Below are 19,356 nucleotides of genomic sequence, written 5' to 3'. Positions count from 1 at the left end.
TGGCCCACGCCGCACGCAGAGGAGTTGCTCATGAGCGCCCTCGCGTTGTCCATCCTGCTGTCGCTCGTCTCCGCTGTCGCCTACGCGGGCGGAGCGATCGTGCAGGAACGTGTCGCCGATTCCGAGTCCGGCCAGTCCTACGCGCCGATGCGCAGGCCGGTCTGGTGGGCCGCCGTGGCGCTGAACGGCTTCGGCGGAGTGCTGCACGTGGTGGCGCTGGCCTACGGGCCGCTGAGCGTCGTCCAGCCCATGGGTGCCCTGACGATCGTGTTCGCGCTGCCGATGGCGGCCCTGTTCGTCCGGCGCAAGGCCGGGGCGACCGCCTGGCGGGGCGCGATCATGGCGACGCTCGGACTCGCGGGTCTGCTGTCCCTGGTGGGCGCGTCCGACGCGCAGTCCCTGGGTACGACCGAGCGGGTGCTGCTGGCCGTGGTCACCGGCTCCGCGGTGGTGACGCTGATGGTGGCGGGCCGCGCGGCACACCGGCACCCGGCGGTGCGCAGCACGCTGCTCGCGATCGCGTCCGGTATCGCCTTCGGTATGTCGTCGGTGTTCACGAAGGTGGTCGCCGTGGACTGGACCGGCGGCATCACGGCCGCGGATCTGCCCACGCTGGCCCTGATCGCCGTGCTCGGTGTCGCCGGTCTGCTGCTCTCGCAGGCGGCCTACCGCGGCGGCGGCCTCGCGGCACCGCTCGCGACGCTGACGGTCGTGAACCCGGTGGTGGCGGCGGCGGTCGGCATCACGATGTTCGGCGAGACCTTCCGGTACGGCACCACGGGCACCATCCTCGCGCTGAGCTGCGGCGTGGTCGCCGCCGGTGGCCTGATCCTGCTCACGACGGAACGGCTGCAGCACGGCACGCAGCCCGAGGCGCTGCCTGTGTTTCCTGACTCTGCATCCCCTGTTCCCCCTGTTTCAGCGCTCCCGGTCCCGGAGCAGGCAGCAGAGGCCGAGGCCGGGCACGAGGAAACGGCGGAAGTGAGCGCGAAAACCCCCGGGCCGGTCAACACCCCCGGGCCGGTCCCGGCCGACGCGCTGTCGGACGCCCTGCCTACGCTCGCGGGGGTGCCCCCGCAGCCCGACCCGCCCGCCCACGAGGACGACCTGGTGCCGGCCAACGCGGCCGTGCCGGAACCGCCGCAGGACCCGCCCGACGAGGGCCCGCCCCTCCACTACGGGCCCTTCTACGGCATCCCGTACGTGGCGATCCCGCTGCCCGCCCTCGACCGGCACCGCACGCGGGTCAAATCCTGACGCCACCGGCCCTGAGATAGGCCACCGGGTCGATGTCGGTACCGAAGCCGGGCCCCGTCCGCACCTCGAAGTGCAGATGCGGGCCCGTGCTGTTGCCCGTGGAGCCGGAGCGCCCGATGCGCTGCCCGCCCGACACGGACTGGCCCGCCCGCACGGAGATCGCCGACAGATGTGCGTACTGCGAGTAGCGGCCGTCGGCGTGCCGGATCACCACCTGGTACCCGAACGACCCGCCCCAGCCCGCGTCGACGACCTCGCCCGCCCCGACCGCCTTCACCGAGGTGCCGGTGGGCACCGGGAAGTCGACACCCGTGTGGTAGCCCTTCGACCAGGAGGAACCCGCCTTGTGGTACGGCGTCCCGGTCGAGGCGCTCACGGGCGCGCTGAGCGTGGTGGTGGTCGTGGGGGCCTTGGTCGCGGCAACCTTCTCGACAGTGCGCGAAGGGGCCTTCTCCGTCTTGGGCGTGGACTTGCGCGCGGGCTCGGCGGTGGCGGGTGTCTGGGGTGCCGTCTTCGTACGGAGGCTGAGCCGCTGGCCGGGGACGATCAGGTCCGGATCGGTGCCGACCGTCGTGCGGTTGGCGGCGTACAGGCGGTGCCAGCCGCCCTTGACCTCGCGGTCGTCGGCGATGCCGGAGAGGGTGTCGCCGCGCACGACGGTGTACATCTCGGCGGTGCCCGCCTGGGACTGGGGCGTGGTCTGCGGCTTGACGTCACGGACGGTCCGCTGGCTCTTGGGCTGGGACTTCCGTTCGGAGGTGCCCGAGTTGCCAGAGTTGCCCGACGGGTTGATGTCCGGGGTGTCGCCGCCGCGCGTGAGTCCGGCGCGGACCGAGCAGACGGGCCAGGCGCCGGGGCCCTGCCCCTTGAGCACCTTCTCGGCGACGGCGATCTGCTGGTCCTTGGTGGCCAGATCCGCACGCCCCGCGTAGGCCGTGCCGCCGTACGCCTCCCAGGTGGACTGGCTGAACTGGAGCCCGCCGTAGTACCCGTTGCCCGTGTTGATGTTCCAGTCGTTGGTGGACTCGCACGCGGCGACCTTGTTCCAGGTGCTCACGTCCGCCGCGTCCGCCGCTCCGGCACCGACGAACGGCAGCGCGATACCTGCGCTGCCCGCGGTGACGGTGAGAGAGGCCCGGTTGATCCGGTTCGGCTGGTACCGGCGATGCTTGCCGCGTACGGCCATGGAAAAGCCCCCCTCACCTATGCCAGGACTCGCAAAAGTAAGCGCTACGAACAGGCCATGACAAGACGGCAAATCAGCCTCCGTACGTCCGAAGTTCGCCTGCGGTGAAACACAATTGGCCAGGAATACAGTTCCGTCACGCGAACGCTGAGGCAGGTGGGGGTTCTGGTGCGTATCTGCGTACGCAGGAACGGCGGACCCGGATGTGCGGTCGGCGTACCGGCAAGTCAGGATGGTCCGAGGGGCAATACTGACGAGCAGGAACGGCACCACCGATTCCAGGACCTACCGGCACCACCGTTTTCCAGGACCCACTAGGAGCCATCCGCATGAGCAACTCAGCCCAGATCGGCGTCACGGGACTCGCGGTGATGGGCCGCAACCTCGCCCGCAACTTCGCGCGCAACGGCTACACGGTCGCGCTGCACAACCGGACGGCGGCGCGTACGCACGCTCTGGTCGAGGAGTTCGGGACCGAGGGCGACTTCGTCGCGGCCGACACCGCCAAGGAGTTCGTGGCCGCGCTGGAACGGCCGCGCCGCCTGGTCGTCATGGTGAAGGCCGGTGAGCCGACCGACGCGGTGATCCAGGAGTTCGCCCCGCTCCTGGAGCCCGGCGACATGATCATCGACGGCGGCAACGCGCACTTCGCGGACACCCGGCGCCGCGAGCGCGACCTGCGTGAGCAGGGCATCCACTTCGTCGGCATGGGCGTCTCGGGCGGCGAGGAGGGCGCGCTGCTCGGCCCGAGCATCATGCCGGGCGGCCCGGTCGAGTCGTACGACTCCCTCGGTCCGATGCTGGAGAAGATCTCCGCGAAGGCGGCGGACGGCACCCCCTGTGTGTCGCACATGGGCCCGGACGGCGCCGGCCACTTCGTGAAGATGGTCCACAACGGCATCGAGTACGCCGACATGCAGCTGATCGGCGAGGCGTACCAGCTGCTGCGCGATGTCGCCGGGTACTCCCCCGCGCAGATCGCCGACATCTTCCGCACCTGGAACACGGGCCGTCTCGACTCCTATCTGATCGAGATCACCGCCGAGGTGCTGTCTCACGTGGACGCGGCGACGGGCAAGCCGTTCGTGGACGTCGTCGTGGACCAGGCCGAGCAGAAGGGCACCGGCCGCTGGACCGTGCAGATCGCCCTCGACCTGGGCGTACCGGTGTCGGGCATCGCCGAGGCGGTCTTCGCCCGCTCGCTGTCCGGCCACGCGGCCCTGCGCGAGGCCTCGCGGGACCTGGCCGGCCCGAAGGCGACCCCGCTGAGCGAGTCGGAGGCGGCGGCCTTCGCCGACCGTGTCGAGCAGGCGCTGTACGCGTCGAAGATCGTGTCGTACACGCAGGGCTTCCACGAGATCGCGGCGGGCAGCGACGAGTACGACTGGAACATCGACCTCGGTGCCGTCTCCGCGCTCTGGCGCGGCGGCTGCATCATCCGGGCGGCGTTCCTGGACCGTATCCGCGCCGCGTACGACACGCGGGCGGACCTGCCGAGCCTGCTGTCCGACGAGACGTTCGCGCGGGAGATCGCGGGGGCGCAGGACGACTGGCGCGAGGTGCTGGTCGCGGCGACGCGGCAGGGTGTGCCGACGCCGGGGTTCGGGGCGGCCCTCGCGTACTACGACGCGCTGCGTGCGGAGCGGTTGCCTGCGGCGCTTACGCAGGGGCAGCGGGACTTCTTTGGCGCGCACACCTATCGGCGTACTGACCGGGAAGGGGCGTTCCACACTCTGTGGGGTGGGGATCGGTCCGAGGTTACTGGCTGAGGTTGCTCCGCGGGGTCGGTGGTTCTTTGGCTGCCGCCCCGTGGGGGCTTGTCGCGCAGTTCCCCGCGCCCCTGTCGGGGCGCGTCGTGGTGGGCGGTCGGATTTTCCGGCCGCCCATCTGGTTTTTCCCGGGTCAGGACAGTGGTGGGCCCGGTTCTGGGTCGGGGGTCGGTTCGGGGCCCGGGGGCTGTGGGATGGGGTCCGGGGGTGTCGGGGGCGGTCCGGGGGCCGGGGGTGTCGGGGTCGGGTCCGGGAAGGGGCCCGGGGTGGGGCCTGGTGGTACGGGGTGGGGGTGCGGGTCCGGGTGGGTCACGGTGTCCTCCAGCCAGTCGAATGCTTCGGCTCTGGACTTCTCCCCCGCGTACCCGGCACACGCGCCCCTCACTCACTCCAGGTGGGTCACGGCCGCCGCCAGGCCCAGGCGGGGGCTGGACAGCACCGGCAGTGCGGTCGTCGTCCGTAGCTGGGCCGGGGTCATGGAGGCCTGGGCGAGGACGATCGCGTCGGTGGTGTCGCCGGGGATCGAGTCCACCGCGTCGGCCACCGTCCGGGCGTAGGCCTCTGTGTCGCCCGCCTGGAAGAGGGCCCAGGCTCCGTCGACGAGCAGTGTCCGTACGTCGGCGGGGAGTCCTGCGCGGCGCGCCTCCTCCTCGACGAGGGCCACCGTCGGCCCGAACGTGCTCTCCGAGGTCGCGACGACGACCACCCTCGGGCCGATGGCCACCGCGGCGGCGGCCATCGGACGGTCGACCCGCAGCACGGGCACCCCGACCTCGTCGGCGAACGCCTCCGCGACCCCGCCGATGGAGGAGCAGGTGCAGAGGACGGCGACGGCGCCGCCGGCGACCGCCTGGTCCAGGACCGCCCGTACGTCACCCGCCACGGCCTCGGGCCCTTCCACCCGCGCCCTGGTCAGCAGGTTCTCGTGGATCAAGTGGGCGAGTTCCAGGCCTTGGTGGTCCTCGTCGCGCAGGGCGTCGAACACCGGGACGTGCACGGGTGAGGTGTGCAGAAGGGCGAGCACGGCGAGGCGAATCCTCTTGTCGGACAGCCGGACAGGCGGGCTGTTTGGCGTCAGAAGCGGTCGGGGTTCGCCACGAGCCACTCCTTGGCGGCCTGGAGAAGCCCGGGGTCGGCCGCCGGGGCCTCGTCGGGGTGACGCTCGGCCCACTTCACGACGTACGGGCAGAGGGGGGCCACGACGATCCCCTCGCGGGCGGCCATGGCGTACAGCTCGCGGGCGAGTGAGCCCGCGATGCCCTTTCCCTCGTGCGCGGGCTCGACGATCGTGTGGACGGGGACCAGCGCGCGTCCACGCGCGGCCAGCACGAAGTACTCGATGCGGCCCACGACTTCGCCGGCGGCCACCGCTTCCAGGCGGCCCGCCGCCCGGTCGTCCCGGATCTCGATGTCACTCATGGACACTCCTCGTCGATTCGTCGATTCGCCGGATCCTCGGGCCGTCAGACGGTGACCGCCTGCGGGCTGCGCTTCTGCTCCGAGCCCGGCACCGGCTCGGCCGGGTCGGCGCCCAGCGCCACGACACGGTTGCCGTGGTCCACGTGGACCACCTTCGGCCGCAGCGTCCGCGCCTCGGCGTCGGTCACCTGAGCGTATCCGATGATGATCACCAGATCTCCGGGATGGACGAGGTGGGCCGCCGCCCCGTTGATCCCGACGACACCGGACCCCCGCTCGCCCTCGATGACGTACGTCTCCAGCCGGGCGCCGTTGGTGATGTCGACGATGTGCACGAGTTCGCCGGGCAGCAGGTCGGCGGCGTCGAGGAGGTCGGCGTCGATGGTCACGGAGCCGACGTAGTGCAGGTCGGCCTGGGTGACGGTGGCTCGGTGGATCTTGGACCTGAACATGGTGCGCAGCATGAAGGTACTCCCTGAGCTAGGCTCCCTGCCTGCGTCAATGCAGGTCAAGGGCTGTTCACTCACCCTACTGAGGACTCGTGGGCCGAGTGCGACCAGCCTACGCACCGGCCGCCGCCGGCCCGCGTGATCCGTGCCACTGCTCCGCGCCCTCGGCCTAGGCTGAGGGAATGGAGACCCGCATGACGTCCGGCACCGCACGCCGCCGCGCCGCCGTGGTCGGTCTGGGTGCCCGTGCCCGGCTGTTCACCGAGGCGCTGGCCGGTCCCTACGCGGACCGGTTCGAGCTGGCCGGTTTCTGCGATGTCAACTCCCACCGGATGGCGGTCCACAACGGCTGGCTCGCGGACGCCGACCCGGGCCGGGCGCCCGTACCCGCGTACGCCGCCGAGGACTTCGACGAGATGCTGCGCCGTGAGCGGATCGGCCTCGTCGTGGTCTGTTCCGTGGACCGTACCCACGACGACTACATCGTGCGCGCCCTGGAGGCGGGCTGCGACGTGGTCACCGAGAAGCCGATGACGACCGACGCAGGCAGGGCCCGCCGCATCCTGGACGCCGTCGAACGCACCGGCCGCGAGGTGCGGGTCGCGTTCAACTACCGCTACAACCCGGTGCATTCGGCCGTACGGGAGCTGATCGCGGGCGGGGAGATCGGCGAGGTCGGGTCGGTGCACTTCGAGTGGCTGCTCGACCTGCGCCACGGCGCCGACTACTTCCGCCGCTGGCACCGCGAGAAGGCCGACTCCGGTGGCCTGATGGTCCACAAGGCCACCCACCACTTCGACCTGGTCAACTGGTGGCTCGGCACCCGGCCGGAGAGCGTCTTCGCGCAGGGCGGTCTCTTCTTCTACGGCGACGAGGCCGGCCGGCGCCGCGGCCTCGCCCGGGACTACACCCGCGCGCACGGCTCCCCCGCCGCCCAGGACGACCTCTTCGCCGTACACCTCAGGGACTCGCCCATGCTCAGCGCGCTGTACCTGGACGCGGAGGCGGAGGACGGCTACCACCGCGACCAGAACGTGTTCGGCCCCGGTGTGACCATCGAGGACGACATGGCGGTCCTCGTGCGGTACGCGACCGGCACGACGCTGACGTACCACCTGACGGCGTACGCCCCCTGGGAGGGTTACCGCATCGCCTTCAACGGCAGCGAAGGACGGCTGGAGTTGCTCGTCGAGGAGTCGACGTGGACCCGCCCCCGGGTCGCGGTGAGCTGCTCCGGCCCCGTGCTGCACGGCGCCGAGGTGGCCGACACGGCGGGCCGTACCGAGCTGATGCTGCGCCGCTTCTGGGAGGAGCCGCGCGAGATCAAGATCGCCACCGGGGAGGGCGGGCACGGGGGCGGCGACGTGCGCATGCTCCAGGACGTGTTCGGCACCCGGGTCGAGGACCCCCTGCACCGCGCGGCGGACGCGGCCGACGGCGCCCACTCCCTGGTCACCGGCCTGGCCGCGAACCGCTCCTTCGAGACGGGGCTTCCGGTGCGGACCCGGGATCTGCTGGACCTCTGACGTCAGAGGTCGCGCACGGCGGCCCGGACGAGTCCGGTCTGGTAGGCGATGACGACGAGCTGGGCCCGGTCGCGGGCGCCGAGTTTGGTCAGGGAGCGCTGGATGTGGGTGCGGACGGTCAGCACGCTCAGGACCAGGTCCGCGGCGATCTCGGCGTTCGACTTGCCCTGCGCGGCGAGGGCGGTGACCTCGCGTTCGCGGGGTGTGAGGTCGGCGAGGCGTTCCGGGGGTGCGAGGAGGCCGCCGGGTGCGGGTGTGGTGAGGAAGCGGGTGATGAGGGCGCGGGTGGCGCCGGGCGAGAACAGGGCCTCGCCTGAGGCGACCGTGCGGATGCCGGTGAGGAGGGCGTCGGTGGTGACGTACTTGCCGAGGAAGCCGCTGGCGCCGACGCGCAGGGCCTTGGCGACGTACTCGTCGGTCTCGAACATGGTGAGGATGAGGACGCGGGTGCCGGCCAGTTCGGGGTCGGCGCAGATCGCGGCGGTCGCGGCGAGACCGTCCGAGCCGGGCATCCGGATGTCCATGAGGACGACGTCGGGGTGGTGGGTGCGGGCGAGGTCCGCCGCCTCGTCACCGTTGGCCGCCTCGCCGACCACCTCCATGTCGGCGCAGGAGTCGATCAGCAGCCGGAACGTGCCCCGCAGCAGGGCCTGGTCGTCGGCGAGCAGGACACGGATGGTCACGCGATGGCCTCGTCTTCTGTGCGGGGTGCGACTGCTTCCCGGACATCCTCCAGGGCGGCTTCCCTGACATTCTCCGGGGCTTCTGCCAGGGCTTCTTCCGGGGTCTGCGAGTGCAGCGGGAGCGCGGTGGTGACTTCGAAGCCGCCCCCGGGCCGGGGTCCGGCGCGCAGGTCGCCGCCGACGGAGTGGGCACGCTCACGCATGCCCATCAGGCCGTAGCCGCCTCCCGGTACCGACGGAGTGGTGGCGGCTGCTTCGTTGGTGACCGAGATCAGCAGCCGGGATTCGGAGTACGCGAGCCGGACGCGGGCCCCTTTGCCGGCGCCGTGCTTGGTGACGTTGGTGAGGGCCTCCTGGATGATCCGGAACGCCGTCAGGTCCACGCCCGGTGACAGGGGCCGGGGTTCCCCGTCGGTCGTGACGGTGACCTCGATGCCGGCGGTCTCGCAGGTCGCGATCAGCTCGGGCAGGCGGTCCAGGCCGGGAGCCGGTTCCAGGGAGTCGGTGTCGGGGTCTCCGGTCTGGCGCAACACCCCTACCGTGGCGCGGAGTTCGAGCAGCGCGGAGGACGTGGTGGTGCTCAGTTCGTCGAGCAGCTTCATCGCCTGTTCGGGGTGGGAGTGCGCGAGGTGGCGGGCGGTGCCGGCCTGGGCGTTGGCGACGGCCATGTGGTGGGCGACGACGTCGTGGAGTTCGCGGGCGATCCGCAGCCGCTCCTCGGCGACCCGCAGCCGGGCCTCCTCCTCACGGGTGCGCTCGGCGTACGAGGCACGCGCCTGCACGGAGTCCGTGTAGTCCCGGCGCAGACGGTCCCGGCTGCCACCGACCAGGGGCAGCATCAGCCACAGCACGGGGCCGACGGTGCGCAGCAGGAGTATTTCGTCCGCGGGCTGGTCGGCCGCAGAGGTGATGACCACCACGGCAATGGTCACGGCACCGTACAAACGCGTGGTTCTGGGATCAGTGCCGGCGGCCAGCCGGTACAGGGCGATCATCAGAGGGGCGAGCAGCAGGGGTGTCACCAGAAAGCCGAGGGCCACGGTGATGACCGTGCAGACCGTGGCCACGACGAGCGTGCTGCGCGGGTGGGTGCGTGACTTCAGCTGGGCGAGACAGGAGACGACTGCGAGGGCTTCGGCAGGCCAGTTCTCGCGCGGCTGGGTGACCCCGGGGATGGCGATCGAGGCACCGAGGGTCACGGTGCCGAGCAGGCCCAGGACCATGATCACGTCCGTGGCCGTGATCCGGCGCCGTGGGTAGCGCTCCAGGCTGGTGGTCATCTGTCTCTCCGGGGGAAGGATCTGAGCCCATGGTGGACGATGCGGCAGGGAATGCCGCGCGGGCCGCCCGTGGCCTTCGCCACGGGCGGCCCTGGGACGGGCCGGGGCCGGCCCGGTCAGACGCGGGCCTCGACCGGCTCGTCCGGGGTCGGGTCCGGGTCGGGGTCGGGGTCCGTGGTGCCGGCCAGGCGGCGGGTGAGGGCCTCGCCCTCGACGTCGACGCGGGGCAGCAGCCGGTCGAGTCGGCGGGGCAGCCACCAGGCCTTGTCGCCGAGGAGGGCGAGGACGGCGGGTACGAGTGCCATCCGGACGACGAAGGCGTCGAGGAGTACGGCGGTGGCCAGGCCGAACCCGATCATCTTGATCATGGAGTCGTGCTCGCCGATGAAGCCCGCGAAGACGGCGATCATGATCAGCGCGGCGGCCACGACGACCCGGGCGCTGTGCCGGAACCCCGAGACGACCGCCTGCTCGGCCGACTCGCCGTGGACGTACGCCTCCCGCATCCGTGACACGAGGAAGACCTCGTAGTCCATGGCGAGACCGAAGACGATGCCGACGAGGAAGATCGGCATCAGGCTCATGATCGGTCCGGTCTGCTCGACGCCGAACAGGCCTGCCCCGTGGCCCTGTTGGAAGACCACGACGACCGCGCCGAGGGCGGCGAGGACCGAGAGGAGGAAGCCGAGGGCCGCCTTCAGCGGAACGAGCAGGGACCGGAAGACCACCAGCAGAAGGACGATCGCCAGCCCGACGACGGTCACCAGATACGGGACCAGCGCCGCCTGGACCTTCGCGGAGATGTCGATGTTCAGGGCCGTGGTGCCGGTGACCTCGAAGGTGGCTCCGTCAGCCGCCGCCTCGGTCGTGGGACGGGCGTCGCGGATGGTCGTGACCAGGGTCTTGGTCCGCTCGTCGGTGGGGCCGGTGGACGGGGTCGCGGTGAACACGGCGGTGTCCCCCGCGTCGTTGAAGTGCGGGTTCGTGACGGAGACGATCCCCTTCGTGGCGCCGATCCTCTCGCCGATGCTCGCCACGGCCGTCTTCGGGTCGGCGGCGCCCTCGGCGTCGACGACGATGGTCAAGGGCCCGTTGAAGCCGGGGCCGAAGCCGTCGGCGAGAGCGTCGTAGGCGCGGCGCGCGGTGGTGGACGTGGACTTGGCCTCGTCGCCCGGCATGCCCAGCTGCAGGGACGTCATCGGTATCGCCAGTGCGCCGAGGCCCAGAACACCCAGGATCAGCACGGGGATGGGACGGCGCAGCACGAAGCGGGCCCACCGGGTACCGAGGTTGCTCTCGTGCTCCGGCCCGGACCCGGCCCCCTTCTCGGAGGCGGCGGCCTTCCCCTTCCGCCACCCCGGCCTCCGCTTCGTCTCCTTGCGTGCCGCCCTCGGCAGCACGGCGCCCGGCCAGAAGCCCAGCAGTGCCGGGACGACGGTCAGGGCGATGAGGACGGCGACGACGACCGCGCCGGCCGCCGCGAGGCCCATCTTGGTGAGCATCGGGATGCCGACCACCGCGAGTCCGGCGAGCGCGATGACCACGGTGAGACCGGCGAAGACCACCGCCGATCCGGCCGTACCGACCGCGAGCCCGGTCGCCTCTTCCGGGGCGTGCCCCTTGGCGCGTTCCTCGCGGTAGCGGGAGACGACGAACAGGGCGTAGTCGATGCCGACCGCGAGGCCCAGCATCATCGCGAGGGTGCCGGTGTTGGTGGACAGGCCGAGGGCGTCGGCCAGGAACGTGATCGTGAACATGGTGATGCCGACGCCGAGGACCGCCGTCAGCAGAGGCAGCCCGGCCGCCGCGAGCGAGCCGAAGGTGATCAGCAGCACCACGGCGGCCATCGCGACACCGATGATCTCGGCCACGCCGCCCGGTCCGCCTCCGCTGTCCATCGCGTCGCCGCCCGCCTCGACGGTCAGACCGGCCTCCCGGGCCTGGTCGGCGGCCTTTTCGACGGCCGTCCGACTCGTGTCGGTGACCTCGGACGACTTCACCTTGTAGGTGACGGTCGCGTACGCCGTCGAGGCGTCCCCGCTGACTGCCCGCGACTCGAACGGGTCGGTGACACCGGCGACCTGGGTGCCGTCGCCCAGGGCGTCCACGGCCTCCTCGACGGCCTCTCTGTTCTCGGTGGCGGTGACCTTCTGCCCGTCCGGGGCGACGAACACCACCCGGGCGGTGGCGCCGTCGGCAGCGGCGCCGGGGAAGCGCTCTCCCATCAGGTCGAACGCCTTCTGCGACTCGATGCCGGGCATCGAGAACTCCTCGTCGGCGGCCCCCGGCGCCTGTAGGGCGCCCAGCCCGACGGCGGTCAGTACGGCCAGCCATGCCAGGACGGCGTAACCACGCCGTCGGAAGGCCAGACGGCCCAGTCGATACAGAAAAGTAGCCACGGAAGGGAACCTCACCTCGGGTTTCACGTACCCGAACAGGCTGTCCCGGCAAGGGCCCCTTGGTCGTCCTCCCCGTAGTGGCACTTGGACCTACCGAAACGGGAGGACCTCCTACCGAAACGGCAGTACATCGGCGGCAGTCGAGCTCCTGCTCAGGTATGCCGACGCGGCTTCCGGTACGTCCGCCACCGGCGGGCCGGTCTCCGTCCGGGCGCCGAACTGCGTCCGGTACAGCTGCGCGTACCGCCCGTCCAGGGCCAGGAGTTCGTCGTGCGTGCCGCGTTCCAGGATGTGGCCGGCCTCGACCACGAGGATCAGGTCGGCCGCGCGGATCGTCGAGAGGCGGTGGGCGATCACGATGGCCGTACGGTCGGACAGGGCTTCCGCCAGGGCCTCCTGGACCGCGGCCTCCGAGGTGTTGTCCAGGTGGGCCGTCGCCTCGTCGAGGACGACGACACGCTGGCGGGCCAGCAGCAGCCGGGCGATGGTCATGCGCTGGCGTTCGCCACCGGAGAGGCGGTAGCCGCGTTCGCCGACCACCGTGTCCAGGCCGTCGGGCAGCGCGTGGACCAGGTCGTCGAGGCGGGCCCGGGTCAGGGCCTCCCACAGCTCGTCGTCCGTCGCGGTGGGGCGGGCCAGCGCCAGGTTGGCGCGCACGGTCTCGTGGAAGAGGTGGCCGTCCTGGGTGACCATGCCGAGGGTGCCGCGCAGCGAGGCGGCGCTCAGGTCGCGGACGTCGACGCCGCCGATGCGTACGGCGCCCTCGTCCGTGTCGTACAGGCGGGGCAGGAGTTGTCCGATGGTCGACTTTCCGGCGCCGGAGGAGCCGACGAGGGCGATGGTCTGGCCGGGTTCGGCGCGGAAGCTGACGCCGTGCAGGACCTCCGTACCGCCTCTGGTGTCCAGGGCGGCCACCTCCTCCAGGGAGGCGAGGGAGACCCGGTCGGCGGCGGGGTAGGCGAAGCGGACGTTGTCGAACTCCACCGCGACCGGGCCATCGGGGACCTCGCAGGCGTCCGGTTTCTCCGTGATGAGGGGCTTCAGGTCGAGCACCTCGAAGACACGCTCGAAACTCACCAGGGCGCTCATCACCTCGACGCGCGCCCCTGCGAGCGCCGTGAGCGGCGCGTACATCCGGGTCAGGAGGAGGGCGAGCGCGACGACCGCGCCGGGTTCCAGGGTGCCGCGCAGCGCGAACCAGCCGCCGAGCCCGTACACCAGGGCGAGCGCCAGGGCCGACACCAGGGTGAGGGCGGTGATGAAGGCCGACTGCGCGAGGGCCGTCCGTACGCCGATGTCCCGTACCCGGCGGGCGCGGGCCGCGAACTGGGCGGACTCCTCGTCGGGCCGGCCGAAGAGCTTGACGAGGGTGGCGCCGGGGGCCGAGAAGCGCTCGGTCATCCGGGTGCCCATCGACGCGTTGAGGTCGGCGGCCTCGCGCTGGAGCCGGGCCATCCGGCTGCCCATCCGCCGGGCGGGCACGACGAACACCGGCAGCAGCACCAGCGAGAGCAGGGTGATCTGCCAGGACAGGGTGAACATCACGGCGAGCGTGAGCACCAGCGTGACCAGGTTGCTCACCACCCCGGACAGGGTGTTGCTGAACGCGCGCTGCGCGCCGATGACGTCGTTGTTGAGCCGGGAGACCAGTGCTCCCGTGCGGGTGCGGGTGAAGAACGCGACCGGCATGCGCTGCACATGGTCGAACACGGCCGTCCGCAGATCGAGGATGAGCCCCTCCCCGAGCTTCGCGGAGAGCCAGCGGCCGAGAATCCCGAGGGCCGCCTCGGCGACCGCGATGAGCGCGATCAGCAGCGCGAGCCGGACGACCGTGCCCTCGTCGCCGCCCGACACGATCGTGTCGACGACCCGGCCCGCGAGGACGGGGGTCGCGACGGCGAGCAGCGCGGTCAGCACACTCAGGACGAGGAAGCGGGTGATACGGCGGCGGTGCGGGCGCGCGAACTCCGCGATACGGCGCAGGGTCGCGCGGGCGAAGGGGCGCCGCTCCTGGTGGGCGGTCATGACGCTCTGCAACTGCATCCAGGCGGTGGTTTCCATGCTCATGACGGTGACCCTAGGACCTAAAGTAAAGTTGAGGTCAAGCGTCGGCGGCATGCCACCGCCTGTCGTTGCCCGGGTGGACGGCCTGAGGCCGGGCGCCCGCAACCCGGCGTTGGTGCGGTGAGGAAAACCTCTCCGAACGTGACAGCGGTTCCCCCTTCCCCGTCCGCCCCCGCTCCGCCCCGGCGTCGGCGCGTACCGGTGCGCCAGATCCTGTGCCTGCTCCCCCTCGTTCTCGTCGCCGTGGTCGCGGTGCGCCACCGGGACGTCCTCGGCGCGGGCTTCGGCCATCTGGCGACGGCCAAGTGGCCCTGGCTGCTGGCCGCGGCCGGCGCGACCTGCCTGACCTGGGTGGCCGCCGCCGTCAGCCGGCAGGGCGCCGTCGTCGAGCGGCTGCCCAGACTGCGGCTGCTCGCCACGCAGTTCGCGGCGGGTTCCGCCAACCATCTCCTCCCGACGGGGCTCGGCGCGAGCGCGGTCAATCTGCGGTTCATGACGGTGTGCGGCCTGCCACTGGTCCGTTCCTCGGCGGCGCTCGCCCTGTATCTGCTCGCGGAGGTCATCGGCCGACTGGGCCTGCTGGCCGCCCTGCTGATCGCGTTCCCGCACGCCCTGAAACTCCGCGGCCTCGTCCCCGACACGGCGCTCGGCCCGCTGCTCGTCGGCATCTGCGTCGTCCTGTTGGCGGCGGCGGGCGCGCTGGCCTGCGTACGACGGCTGCGCACGGCCTCGCTCTCCTTCCTGCGTACGGCACTCGGCGAGGCCCGTTCCGTGCACATGCGGCCGGCCAGGGCGCTGGCGCTGTGGGGCGGTTCGCTGGCGTTCCCGGCGTTGCAGGCCGCCGGACTGGCCGCGGTGGGCATGGCGTTGGGGCTGCCGGTGCCGCCCTGGCACATGGCGCTCGCCTACCTCGCCGCGACGGTCGCCGTGGCGCTGATCCCGACGCCCGGCGGTATCGGCTCGGTCGAGGCGGCGCTGATCGTGGCCCTGGTCGCGGTGGGCGCGCCGGTGACCGTCGCCACGGCGGTGGTGCTGGCGTTCCGGATCATCACCGTCTGGGTGCCGCTGCTGCCGGGGGCGTTGACGCTGGGGGCGCTGGTGCGGCTCAAGGTGATCTGAGGGTCACTTCGGGGGTGGCACCCCGGGGTCGAACCCCAAGGCCGCTTGTGAAAATGATTTCCAATAAGCTAGCGTGCGGAGGCATGCCCACCACTTCCGCTGACCCCCGTCTGCCCGTGACCGTGCTCTCCGGCTTTCTCGGCGCCGGAAAGACGACGCTGCTCAACCACCTTCTCGGCAACCGTCAGGGCCTGCGGGTCGCGGTCATCGTGAACGACATGAGCGAGATCAACATCGACGCGTCCCTCGTCCGGGACGGCGGCGCCCTCTCCCGCACGGAGGAGCGGCTGGTCGAGATGACCAACGGCTGCATCTGCTGCACCCTCCGGGACGATCTCCTGGAGGAGGTCGAGAAGCTGGCCCGCGCGGGCCGCTTCGACTACCTGCTCATCGAATCGTCCGGAATCTCCGAACCCATGCCGGTCGCGGCCACCTTCGCCTTCGGCCGTGACGACGGCGCGAGCCTGCTGGACGTCTCCCGTCTCGACACCATGGTCACGGTCGTGGACGCGGTGAACTTCCTGCCCGAACTGGACCGCGGCGACGACCTGTCGGAGCGCGGGATCACCCCCGTCGAGGGTGACGAACGCACGGTGAGCGATCTCCTCGTCGACCAGATCGAGTTCGCCGACGTCATCCTCCTCAACAAGACGGACCTCGTCCCCGAGGAGACGGCCGACCGTCTGGAGGCGACCCTGCGGCGCCTCAACCCGGCCGCCCGTGTGCACCGTACGGTCCGTGGCACGATCGACCCCGCCGAACTCCTCGGCACCGGCCTGTTCGACCTGGAGAAGGCCGAGCAGGCCCCGGGCTGGGTGGCCGAGTTGAACGGCGACCACGTCCCGGAGACGGAGGAGTACGGCATCTCCTCGCTCGTCCTGCGCGACCCGCGCCCCTTCCATCCGGGCCGTCTCTGGGACCTCCTCACCGGCCCGCTCGACGCGGGCGACTACGGCCAAGTGCTGCGCTCCAAGGGCTTCTTCACCCTCGCCTCCCGTCCCGGCACCACGGGACTGTGGTCGCAGGCGGGTTCAGTGGCCCGCTTCGAGCCGATCGCCGCCGCTGACGGCGTGGGCGGCGAATCCCCCGTACAGGGCCAGGAGTTGGTGTTCATCGGCACCGATCTTCGCCGCCAGTCGCTGCGGCTGGCACTGTCGCGCTGCCTCTTGACGGAGGCGGAACTGGCCACGTACGCAGGTGAGTTGGCACACACGATGTACGAGGACCCCTTCCCCGCATGGGAGGTGCACCCGGCGGACGTCTGCGATGCGCTCCCCGTCTGAGCTGCTCGATGGCGGGTTCCGCACCGCTCGGTGCCGAACGGTCCGCCGGATGCGGCAGGATGAGCGGTCGCGCCGGACTTCGTACAGACGTCCGGACGTTGATCGCACATTCAAGACGCTTCAAAGATTCGAACAGGTGGCACGTGACGAGACTTCACATCCGGCCGTCGGTGGCGCTGGGCGCCGCGGATCCACTCCTCGGAGGTGACCGGTGAAGCGAGACCTCACCGTGGACGATCTGGTCGTCGCGGGCATCGCCTTGGCCGTGGGGCTGCTGGCGGCCTTCCTGCTGCGGATGCTGCTGCGCTGGCTGGGCCGGCACGCCGACCGCACCCGCTGGAGCGGGGACGACGTCATCGTGGACGCGGTGCGCACGGTGGTGCCCTGGTCGGCGTTCACCGCCGGCGTGGCGGTCGCCGCGGCGGCGCTGCCGCTGACGAAGACGGTCGGGCACAACGTCAACCAGACGCTGACCGTGCTGCTGATCGGCGTCACGACGCTGACCATCGCGAGAGTCGTCAGCACGCTGGTGCGGACGGTCACCCAGTCCCGGTCGGCGGTCGCCGGATCGGCGACGATCTTCGTCAACATCATCAGGGTCGTCATCCTGGCCCTGGGCTTCCTGGTCGTGCTGCAGACGCTGGGCGTCTCCATAGCGCCGATGCTCACCGCCCTGGGAGTCGGCGGTCTGGCCGTCGCGCTCGCCCTCCAGGACACCCTCGCCAACCTCTTCGCGGGCATCCACATTCTCGCCTCGAAGACCGTCCAGCCCGGTGACTACATCCGGCTGAGCAGTGGCGAGGAGGGGTATGTCGAGGACATCAACTGGCGGCAGACGACGGTCCGCAACCTCTCCAACAACCTGGTCGTCATCCCCAACGGGGAGCTGGCCAAGACCAACATGACCAACTTCATGCGTCCTGAACAGATGCTGACGATCCTGGTCCAGGCCGGGGTGGCGTACGACAGCGACCTGGAGCACGTCGAGGCGGTGACCATCGAGGTGGTCGCCGAGGTGATGACCGAGATCACCGGCGCCGTCCCCGACCACGAGCCGCTCGTCCGGTTCCACACCTTCGGCGACTCGCGGATCGGGTTCACCGTCATCCTGGGCGTCGGCGAGTTCAGCGACCAGTTCCGGATCAAGCACGAGTTCATCAAGCGCCTGCACCGGCGCTACCGCGCGGAGGGCATCCGGATCCCGGCGCCCACCCGCACGGTGGCGTTGCAGCACGGTGCGGTGGTGATCCCGCAGCAGCGCGGCACCGAGGTCGAGCCGGGCGAGATGTCCTCGGCCCGGCTCGACTGAGGGTGCGTCAGAGGGTCGCCGAGTTGTCGTGATGACCGGCCGTACGGTTCTGCGGCGCGAGCCGTGCCGTCACCGGTGTGACCGTCCAGTCCGGGTGACCGGGCATCCGCGGTGTCGTGGTGCCGTACAGCCAGTCCCGCAGGAAGCCGGAGAGGTCCTGGCCGGAGACCTCGGAGGCGACCGAGATGTAGTTCTCGGTCGTCGCCGAGGCGTTGCGGTAGCGGTCGAGGAAGGTGCGCTCGATCGCGCCGAAGGTGGCCTCGCCGACGAACTGGCGCAGCGCGTAGAGGACGAGGACGCCACCCAGGTAGCGCTGGCTGTCGAAGAGGTTGGCCTCGTTGGGTGCCGCGACCGGCCCGGAGTCGTGGCGCCACTGGTCGCCGCGCGCGTAGGTGTTCTTCATCCGGGCTTCCATCGTGGTCAGGCCGATGGAGTCGGCCCAGCCGCGCTCGTAGCGGTAGAGCAGCCCGTAGAAGTCGGCGTGGCCCTCGTTGATCCAGAGGTCGGCCCAGGTGCCGGGGCTGACGCTGTTGCCGAAGTAGGAGTGGACCAGCTCGTGCATCATGTGCGAGCCGATGAACCTCTCCTCCTGGAGAAGGTAGTTCGGCTTGTAGAGCGTGAGGGTCTGCGTCTCCAGGCCCGTGAAGTCGAAGGCGGCCGGGTCGTCGGAGTTGCACGGCAGCAGACCGTACGTCTCGAACGGGTAGGCGCCGAGGCGCTGTTCGATCCACGCGACCAGGTTCGGGGTGAGCGCCAGCGCCGGTTCGAGGGCCGCGGCGCGCGCGACCGGGACGACGTCCCGCAGCGGCAGCCCGTGCGGCCCCTGCCGGTCCTTGATCACGTACTCGCCGACGGTGATCTGCACGATCTCGGTGGCGATCGGCGAGCGCGAACGGTAGGTGTACGCCGTCCGGCCGCCGCTCAGGCTCTCCGTACGGACGAGGGCGCCGCTGGCGACTCCGCGCAGGTTGTCCGGGACGGTGAGCCGGAACGTGAAGTCGGCCTTGTCGACCGGGTGGTCGTTGCACGGGAAGACGGTGTGCGCGGAGTTGGGCTGCGGGCACACCGCGAAGCCGTCGGGCGTGGCGACCCAGGCGGTGTGGCTCAGGACGCGGCGCGGGTCGGCGCCGTACTCGACACAGACCGTCGTCCAGGTGCCCGCCCGGAGCGTACGGGCGGGGGTGATCCTCAGCTTCTCGTCGACCTGCTCGTACGTGGCCGTGCGGCCGTCGACGCGGACGGAGCGGATGTCCAGGCCGAGGGAGTCGAGGGAGAGGCGGGTCAGGGCCTGGGTGGTGCGGATGCGCAGGGTCGCCTTGCCGTCGACCAGCTTGGTCGTGGCGTCGTAGGCGAGGTCGAGGTGGTAGGCGGAGACGCGGTAGCCGTCGTTCCCCAGGCTCGGGTAGACGGGGTCACCGAGGGTCTCGGGGCCCGGGCCGGCGCTTCCCCCGGAAGCCCCCTTCGTGGTCCCCCCGGACGCCGCGTGGGCCGAGGGAGCCAGGGTCGTCGCCGCGGCCGTGCCGAGCAGAACAGCCGCCGGTGCCGTCAGTCTGGTGCGATATCTCATGTTTCGCTTTCGCTCGGGCAGCCGGGTGGTCAGGTCCGGCCGCCGC

The 19,356-nt window shown here is 71.2% G+C and carries 14 protein-coding genes and 2 pseudogenes; 6 read left to right on the top strand and 10 right to left on the bottom strand.

Features of this window, described 5'->3' with window-relative positions:
- Positions 1–30: 30 nt before the first annotated feature.
- Positions 31–1,257, top strand: a complete 1,227-nt coding sequence (locus tag ACWDR4_RS08220) for a DMT family transporter (RefSeq protein ID WP_450405428.1) — start codon at positions 31–33, stop codon at positions 1,255–1,257.
- On the opposite strand, the pseudogene ACWDR4_RS08215 reads toward ACWDR4_RS08220, so the two are convergent.
- Both ACWDR4_RS08215 and ACWDR4_RS08210 read right to left on the bottom strand, forming a co-directional pair.
- Positions 1,247–1,972: pseudogene (locus tag ACWDR4_RS08215) on the bottom strand (M23 family metallopeptidase); the annotation flags it as partial. The gene ACWDR4_RS08220 and the pseudogene ACWDR4_RS08215 overlap by 11 nt on opposite strands.
- A 180-nt stretch (positions 1,973–2,152) precedes the next feature.
- Positions 2,153–2,443: pseudogene (locus ACWDR4_RS08210) on the bottom strand (transglycosylase family protein); the annotation flags it as partial.
- A gap of 329 nt (positions 2,444–2,772) precedes the next feature.
- Between ACWDR4_RS08210 and gndA the strand changes: the two are divergent.
- Complete coding sequence (gene gndA, locus ACWDR4_RS08205) at positions 2,773–4,212, top strand: NADP-dependent phosphogluconate dehydrogenase (protein ID WP_450405425.1); 1,440 nt, start codon at positions 2,773–2,775, stop codon at positions 4,210–4,212.
- A 385-nt stretch (positions 4,213–4,597) separates the two neighbouring features.
- Here gndA and ACWDR4_RS08200 read toward each other — a convergent pair whose 3' ends face one another.
- The 3 genes from ACWDR4_RS08200 to panD are packed head-to-tail and all read right to left on the bottom strand — an operon-like array spanning position 4,598 to position 6,095.
- Positions 4,598–5,236 (bottom strand): aspartate/glutamate racemase family protein, encoded by a 639-nt coding sequence (locus ACWDR4_RS08200; protein WP_450405422.1) that lies wholly within the window; start codon positions 5,234–5,236, stop codon positions 4,598–4,600.
- Between the two features lie 50 nt (positions 5,237–5,286).
- Positions 5,287–5,631 carry a GNAT family N-acetyltransferase gene (locus ACWDR4_RS08195; RefSeq protein WP_450405420.1) on the bottom strand — a complete coding sequence of 115 codons (345 nt, stop codon included), beginning with the start codon at positions 5,629–5,631 and terminating at the stop codon, positions 5,287–5,289.
- Between the two features lie 44 nt (positions 5,632–5,675).
- Entirely contained in the window at positions 5,676–6,095 is a 420-nt protein-coding gene (panD, locus tag ACWDR4_RS08190; RefSeq protein WP_450405418.1) for an aspartate 1-decarboxylase, read from the bottom strand.
- Positions 6,096–6,274: 179 nt separating this feature from the next.
- Between panD and ACWDR4_RS08185 the strand changes: the two genes are divergently transcribed.
- Positions 6,275–7,606 carry a Gfo/Idh/MocA family protein gene (locus ACWDR4_RS08185; RefSeq protein ID WP_450405415.1) on the top strand — a complete coding sequence of 444 codons (1,332 nt, stop codon included), beginning with the start codon at positions 6,275–6,277 and terminating at the stop codon, positions 7,604–7,606.
- 2 nt (positions 7,607–7,608) lie between these two features.
- Here the strand turns inward: ACWDR4_RS08185 and ACWDR4_RS08180 are convergent, their stop codons facing one another.
- From ACWDR4_RS08180 to ACWDR4_RS08165, 4 genes are all read right to left on the bottom strand, one after another.
- A complete protein-coding gene (locus ACWDR4_RS08180; RefSeq protein ID WP_450405412.1) occupies positions 7,609–8,289 on the bottom strand; it encodes a response regulator transcription factor in 681 nt (226 codons plus the stop codon).
- Positions 8,286–9,569 carry a sensor histidine kinase gene (locus ACWDR4_RS08175; RefSeq protein ID WP_450405409.1) on the bottom strand — a complete coding sequence of 428 codons (1,284 nt, stop codon included), beginning with the start codon at positions 9,567–9,569 and terminating at the stop codon, positions 8,286–8,288. Before ACWDR4_RS08175 ends, ACWDR4_RS08180 begins: the two co-directional genes overlap by 4 nt.
- 116 nt (positions 9,570–9,685) lie before the next feature.
- Positions 9,686–11,968 (bottom strand): MMPL family transporter, encoded by a 2,283-nt coding sequence (locus tag ACWDR4_RS08170; RefSeq protein WP_450405406.1) that lies wholly within the window; start codon positions 11,966–11,968, stop codon positions 9,686–9,688.
- 111 nt (positions 11,969–12,079) lie between these two features.
- The gene (locus tag ACWDR4_RS08165) at positions 12,080–14,029 is read right to left on the bottom strand and encodes an ABC transporter ATP-binding protein (RefSeq protein ID WP_450405721.1); all 1,950 of its coding nucleotides are present in this window, start codon (positions 14,027–14,029) and stop codon (positions 12,080–12,082) included.
- A gap of 144 nt (positions 14,030–14,173) precedes the next feature.
- On the opposite strand from ACWDR4_RS08165, the gene ACWDR4_RS08160 reads away from it, so the two are divergent.
- From ACWDR4_RS08160 to ACWDR4_RS08150, 3 genes are all read left to right on the top strand, one after another.
- Positions 14,174–15,151: a lysylphosphatidylglycerol synthase transmembrane domain-containing protein gene (locus ACWDR4_RS08160; protein WP_450405403.1), complete on the top strand. Its 978-nt coding sequence runs from the start codon at positions 14,174–14,176 to the stop codon at positions 15,149–15,151.
- A gap of 83 nt (positions 15,152–15,234) precedes the next feature.
- Positions 15,235–16,434 (top strand): GTP-binding protein, encoded by a 1,200-nt coding sequence (locus ACWDR4_RS08155; protein ID WP_450405400.1) that lies wholly within the window; start codon positions 15,235–15,237, stop codon positions 16,432–16,434.
- A gap of 211 nt (positions 16,435–16,645) precedes the next feature.
- Positions 16,646–17,743 carry a mechanosensitive ion channel family protein gene (locus ACWDR4_RS08150; protein WP_450405397.1) on the top strand — a complete coding sequence of 366 codons (1,098 nt, stop codon included), beginning with the start codon at positions 16,646–16,648 and terminating at the stop codon, positions 17,741–17,743.
- Positions 17,744–17,750: 7 nt separating this feature from the next.
- On the opposite strand, the gene ACWDR4_RS08145 is transcribed toward ACWDR4_RS08150, so the two are convergent.
- Positions 17,751–19,310 carry a M1 family metallopeptidase gene (locus tag ACWDR4_RS08145; RefSeq protein ID WP_450405395.1) on the bottom strand — a complete coding sequence of 520 codons (1,560 nt, stop codon included), beginning with the start codon at positions 19,308–19,310 and terminating at the stop codon, positions 17,751–17,753.
- Positions 19,311–19,356 lie beyond the last annotated feature (46 nt).

The organism is Streptomyces sp. NPDC000878 (assembly GCF_053599695.1).
Note: the sequence above shows the minus strand (reverse complement) of the source record. Positions and strands in the feature narration are given on the sequence as shown.

Coding starts and splice junctions, on each gene's coding strand:
- gndA (WP_450405425.1), top strand. CDS start 2,773: ATGAGCAACTCAGCCCAGATCGGCGTCACGGGACTCGCGGTGATGGGC.
- ACWDR4_RS08145 (WP_450405395.1), bottom strand. CDS start 19,310: ATGAGATATCGCACCAGACTGACGGCACCGGCGGCTGTTCTGCTCGGC.
- ACWDR4_RS08175 (WP_450405409.1), bottom strand. CDS start 9,569: ATGACCACCAGCCTGGAGCGCTACCCACGGCGCCGGATCACGGCCACG.
- panD (WP_450405418.1), bottom strand. CDS start 6,095: ATGCTGCGCACCATGTTCAGGTCCAAGATCCACCGAGCCACCGTCACC.
- ACWDR4_RS08165 (WP_450405721.1), bottom strand. CDS start 14,029: ATGGAAACCACCGCCTGGATGCAGTTGCAGAGCGTCATGACCGCCCAC.
- ACWDR4_RS08155 (WP_450405400.1), top strand. CDS start 15,235: ATGCCCACCACTTCCGCTGACCCCCGTCTGCCCGTGACCGTGCTCTCC.
- ACWDR4_RS08220 (WP_450405428.1), top strand. CDS start 31: ATGAGCGCCCTCGCGTTGTCCATCCTGCTGTCGCTCGTCTCCGCTGTC.
- ACWDR4_RS08185 (WP_450405415.1), top strand. CDS start 6,275: ATGACGTCCGGCACCGCACGCCGCCGCGCCGCCGTGGTCGGTCTGGGT.
- ACWDR4_RS08195 (WP_450405420.1), bottom strand. CDS start 5,631: ATGAGTGACATCGAGATCCGGGACGACCGGGCGGCGGGCCGCCTGGAA.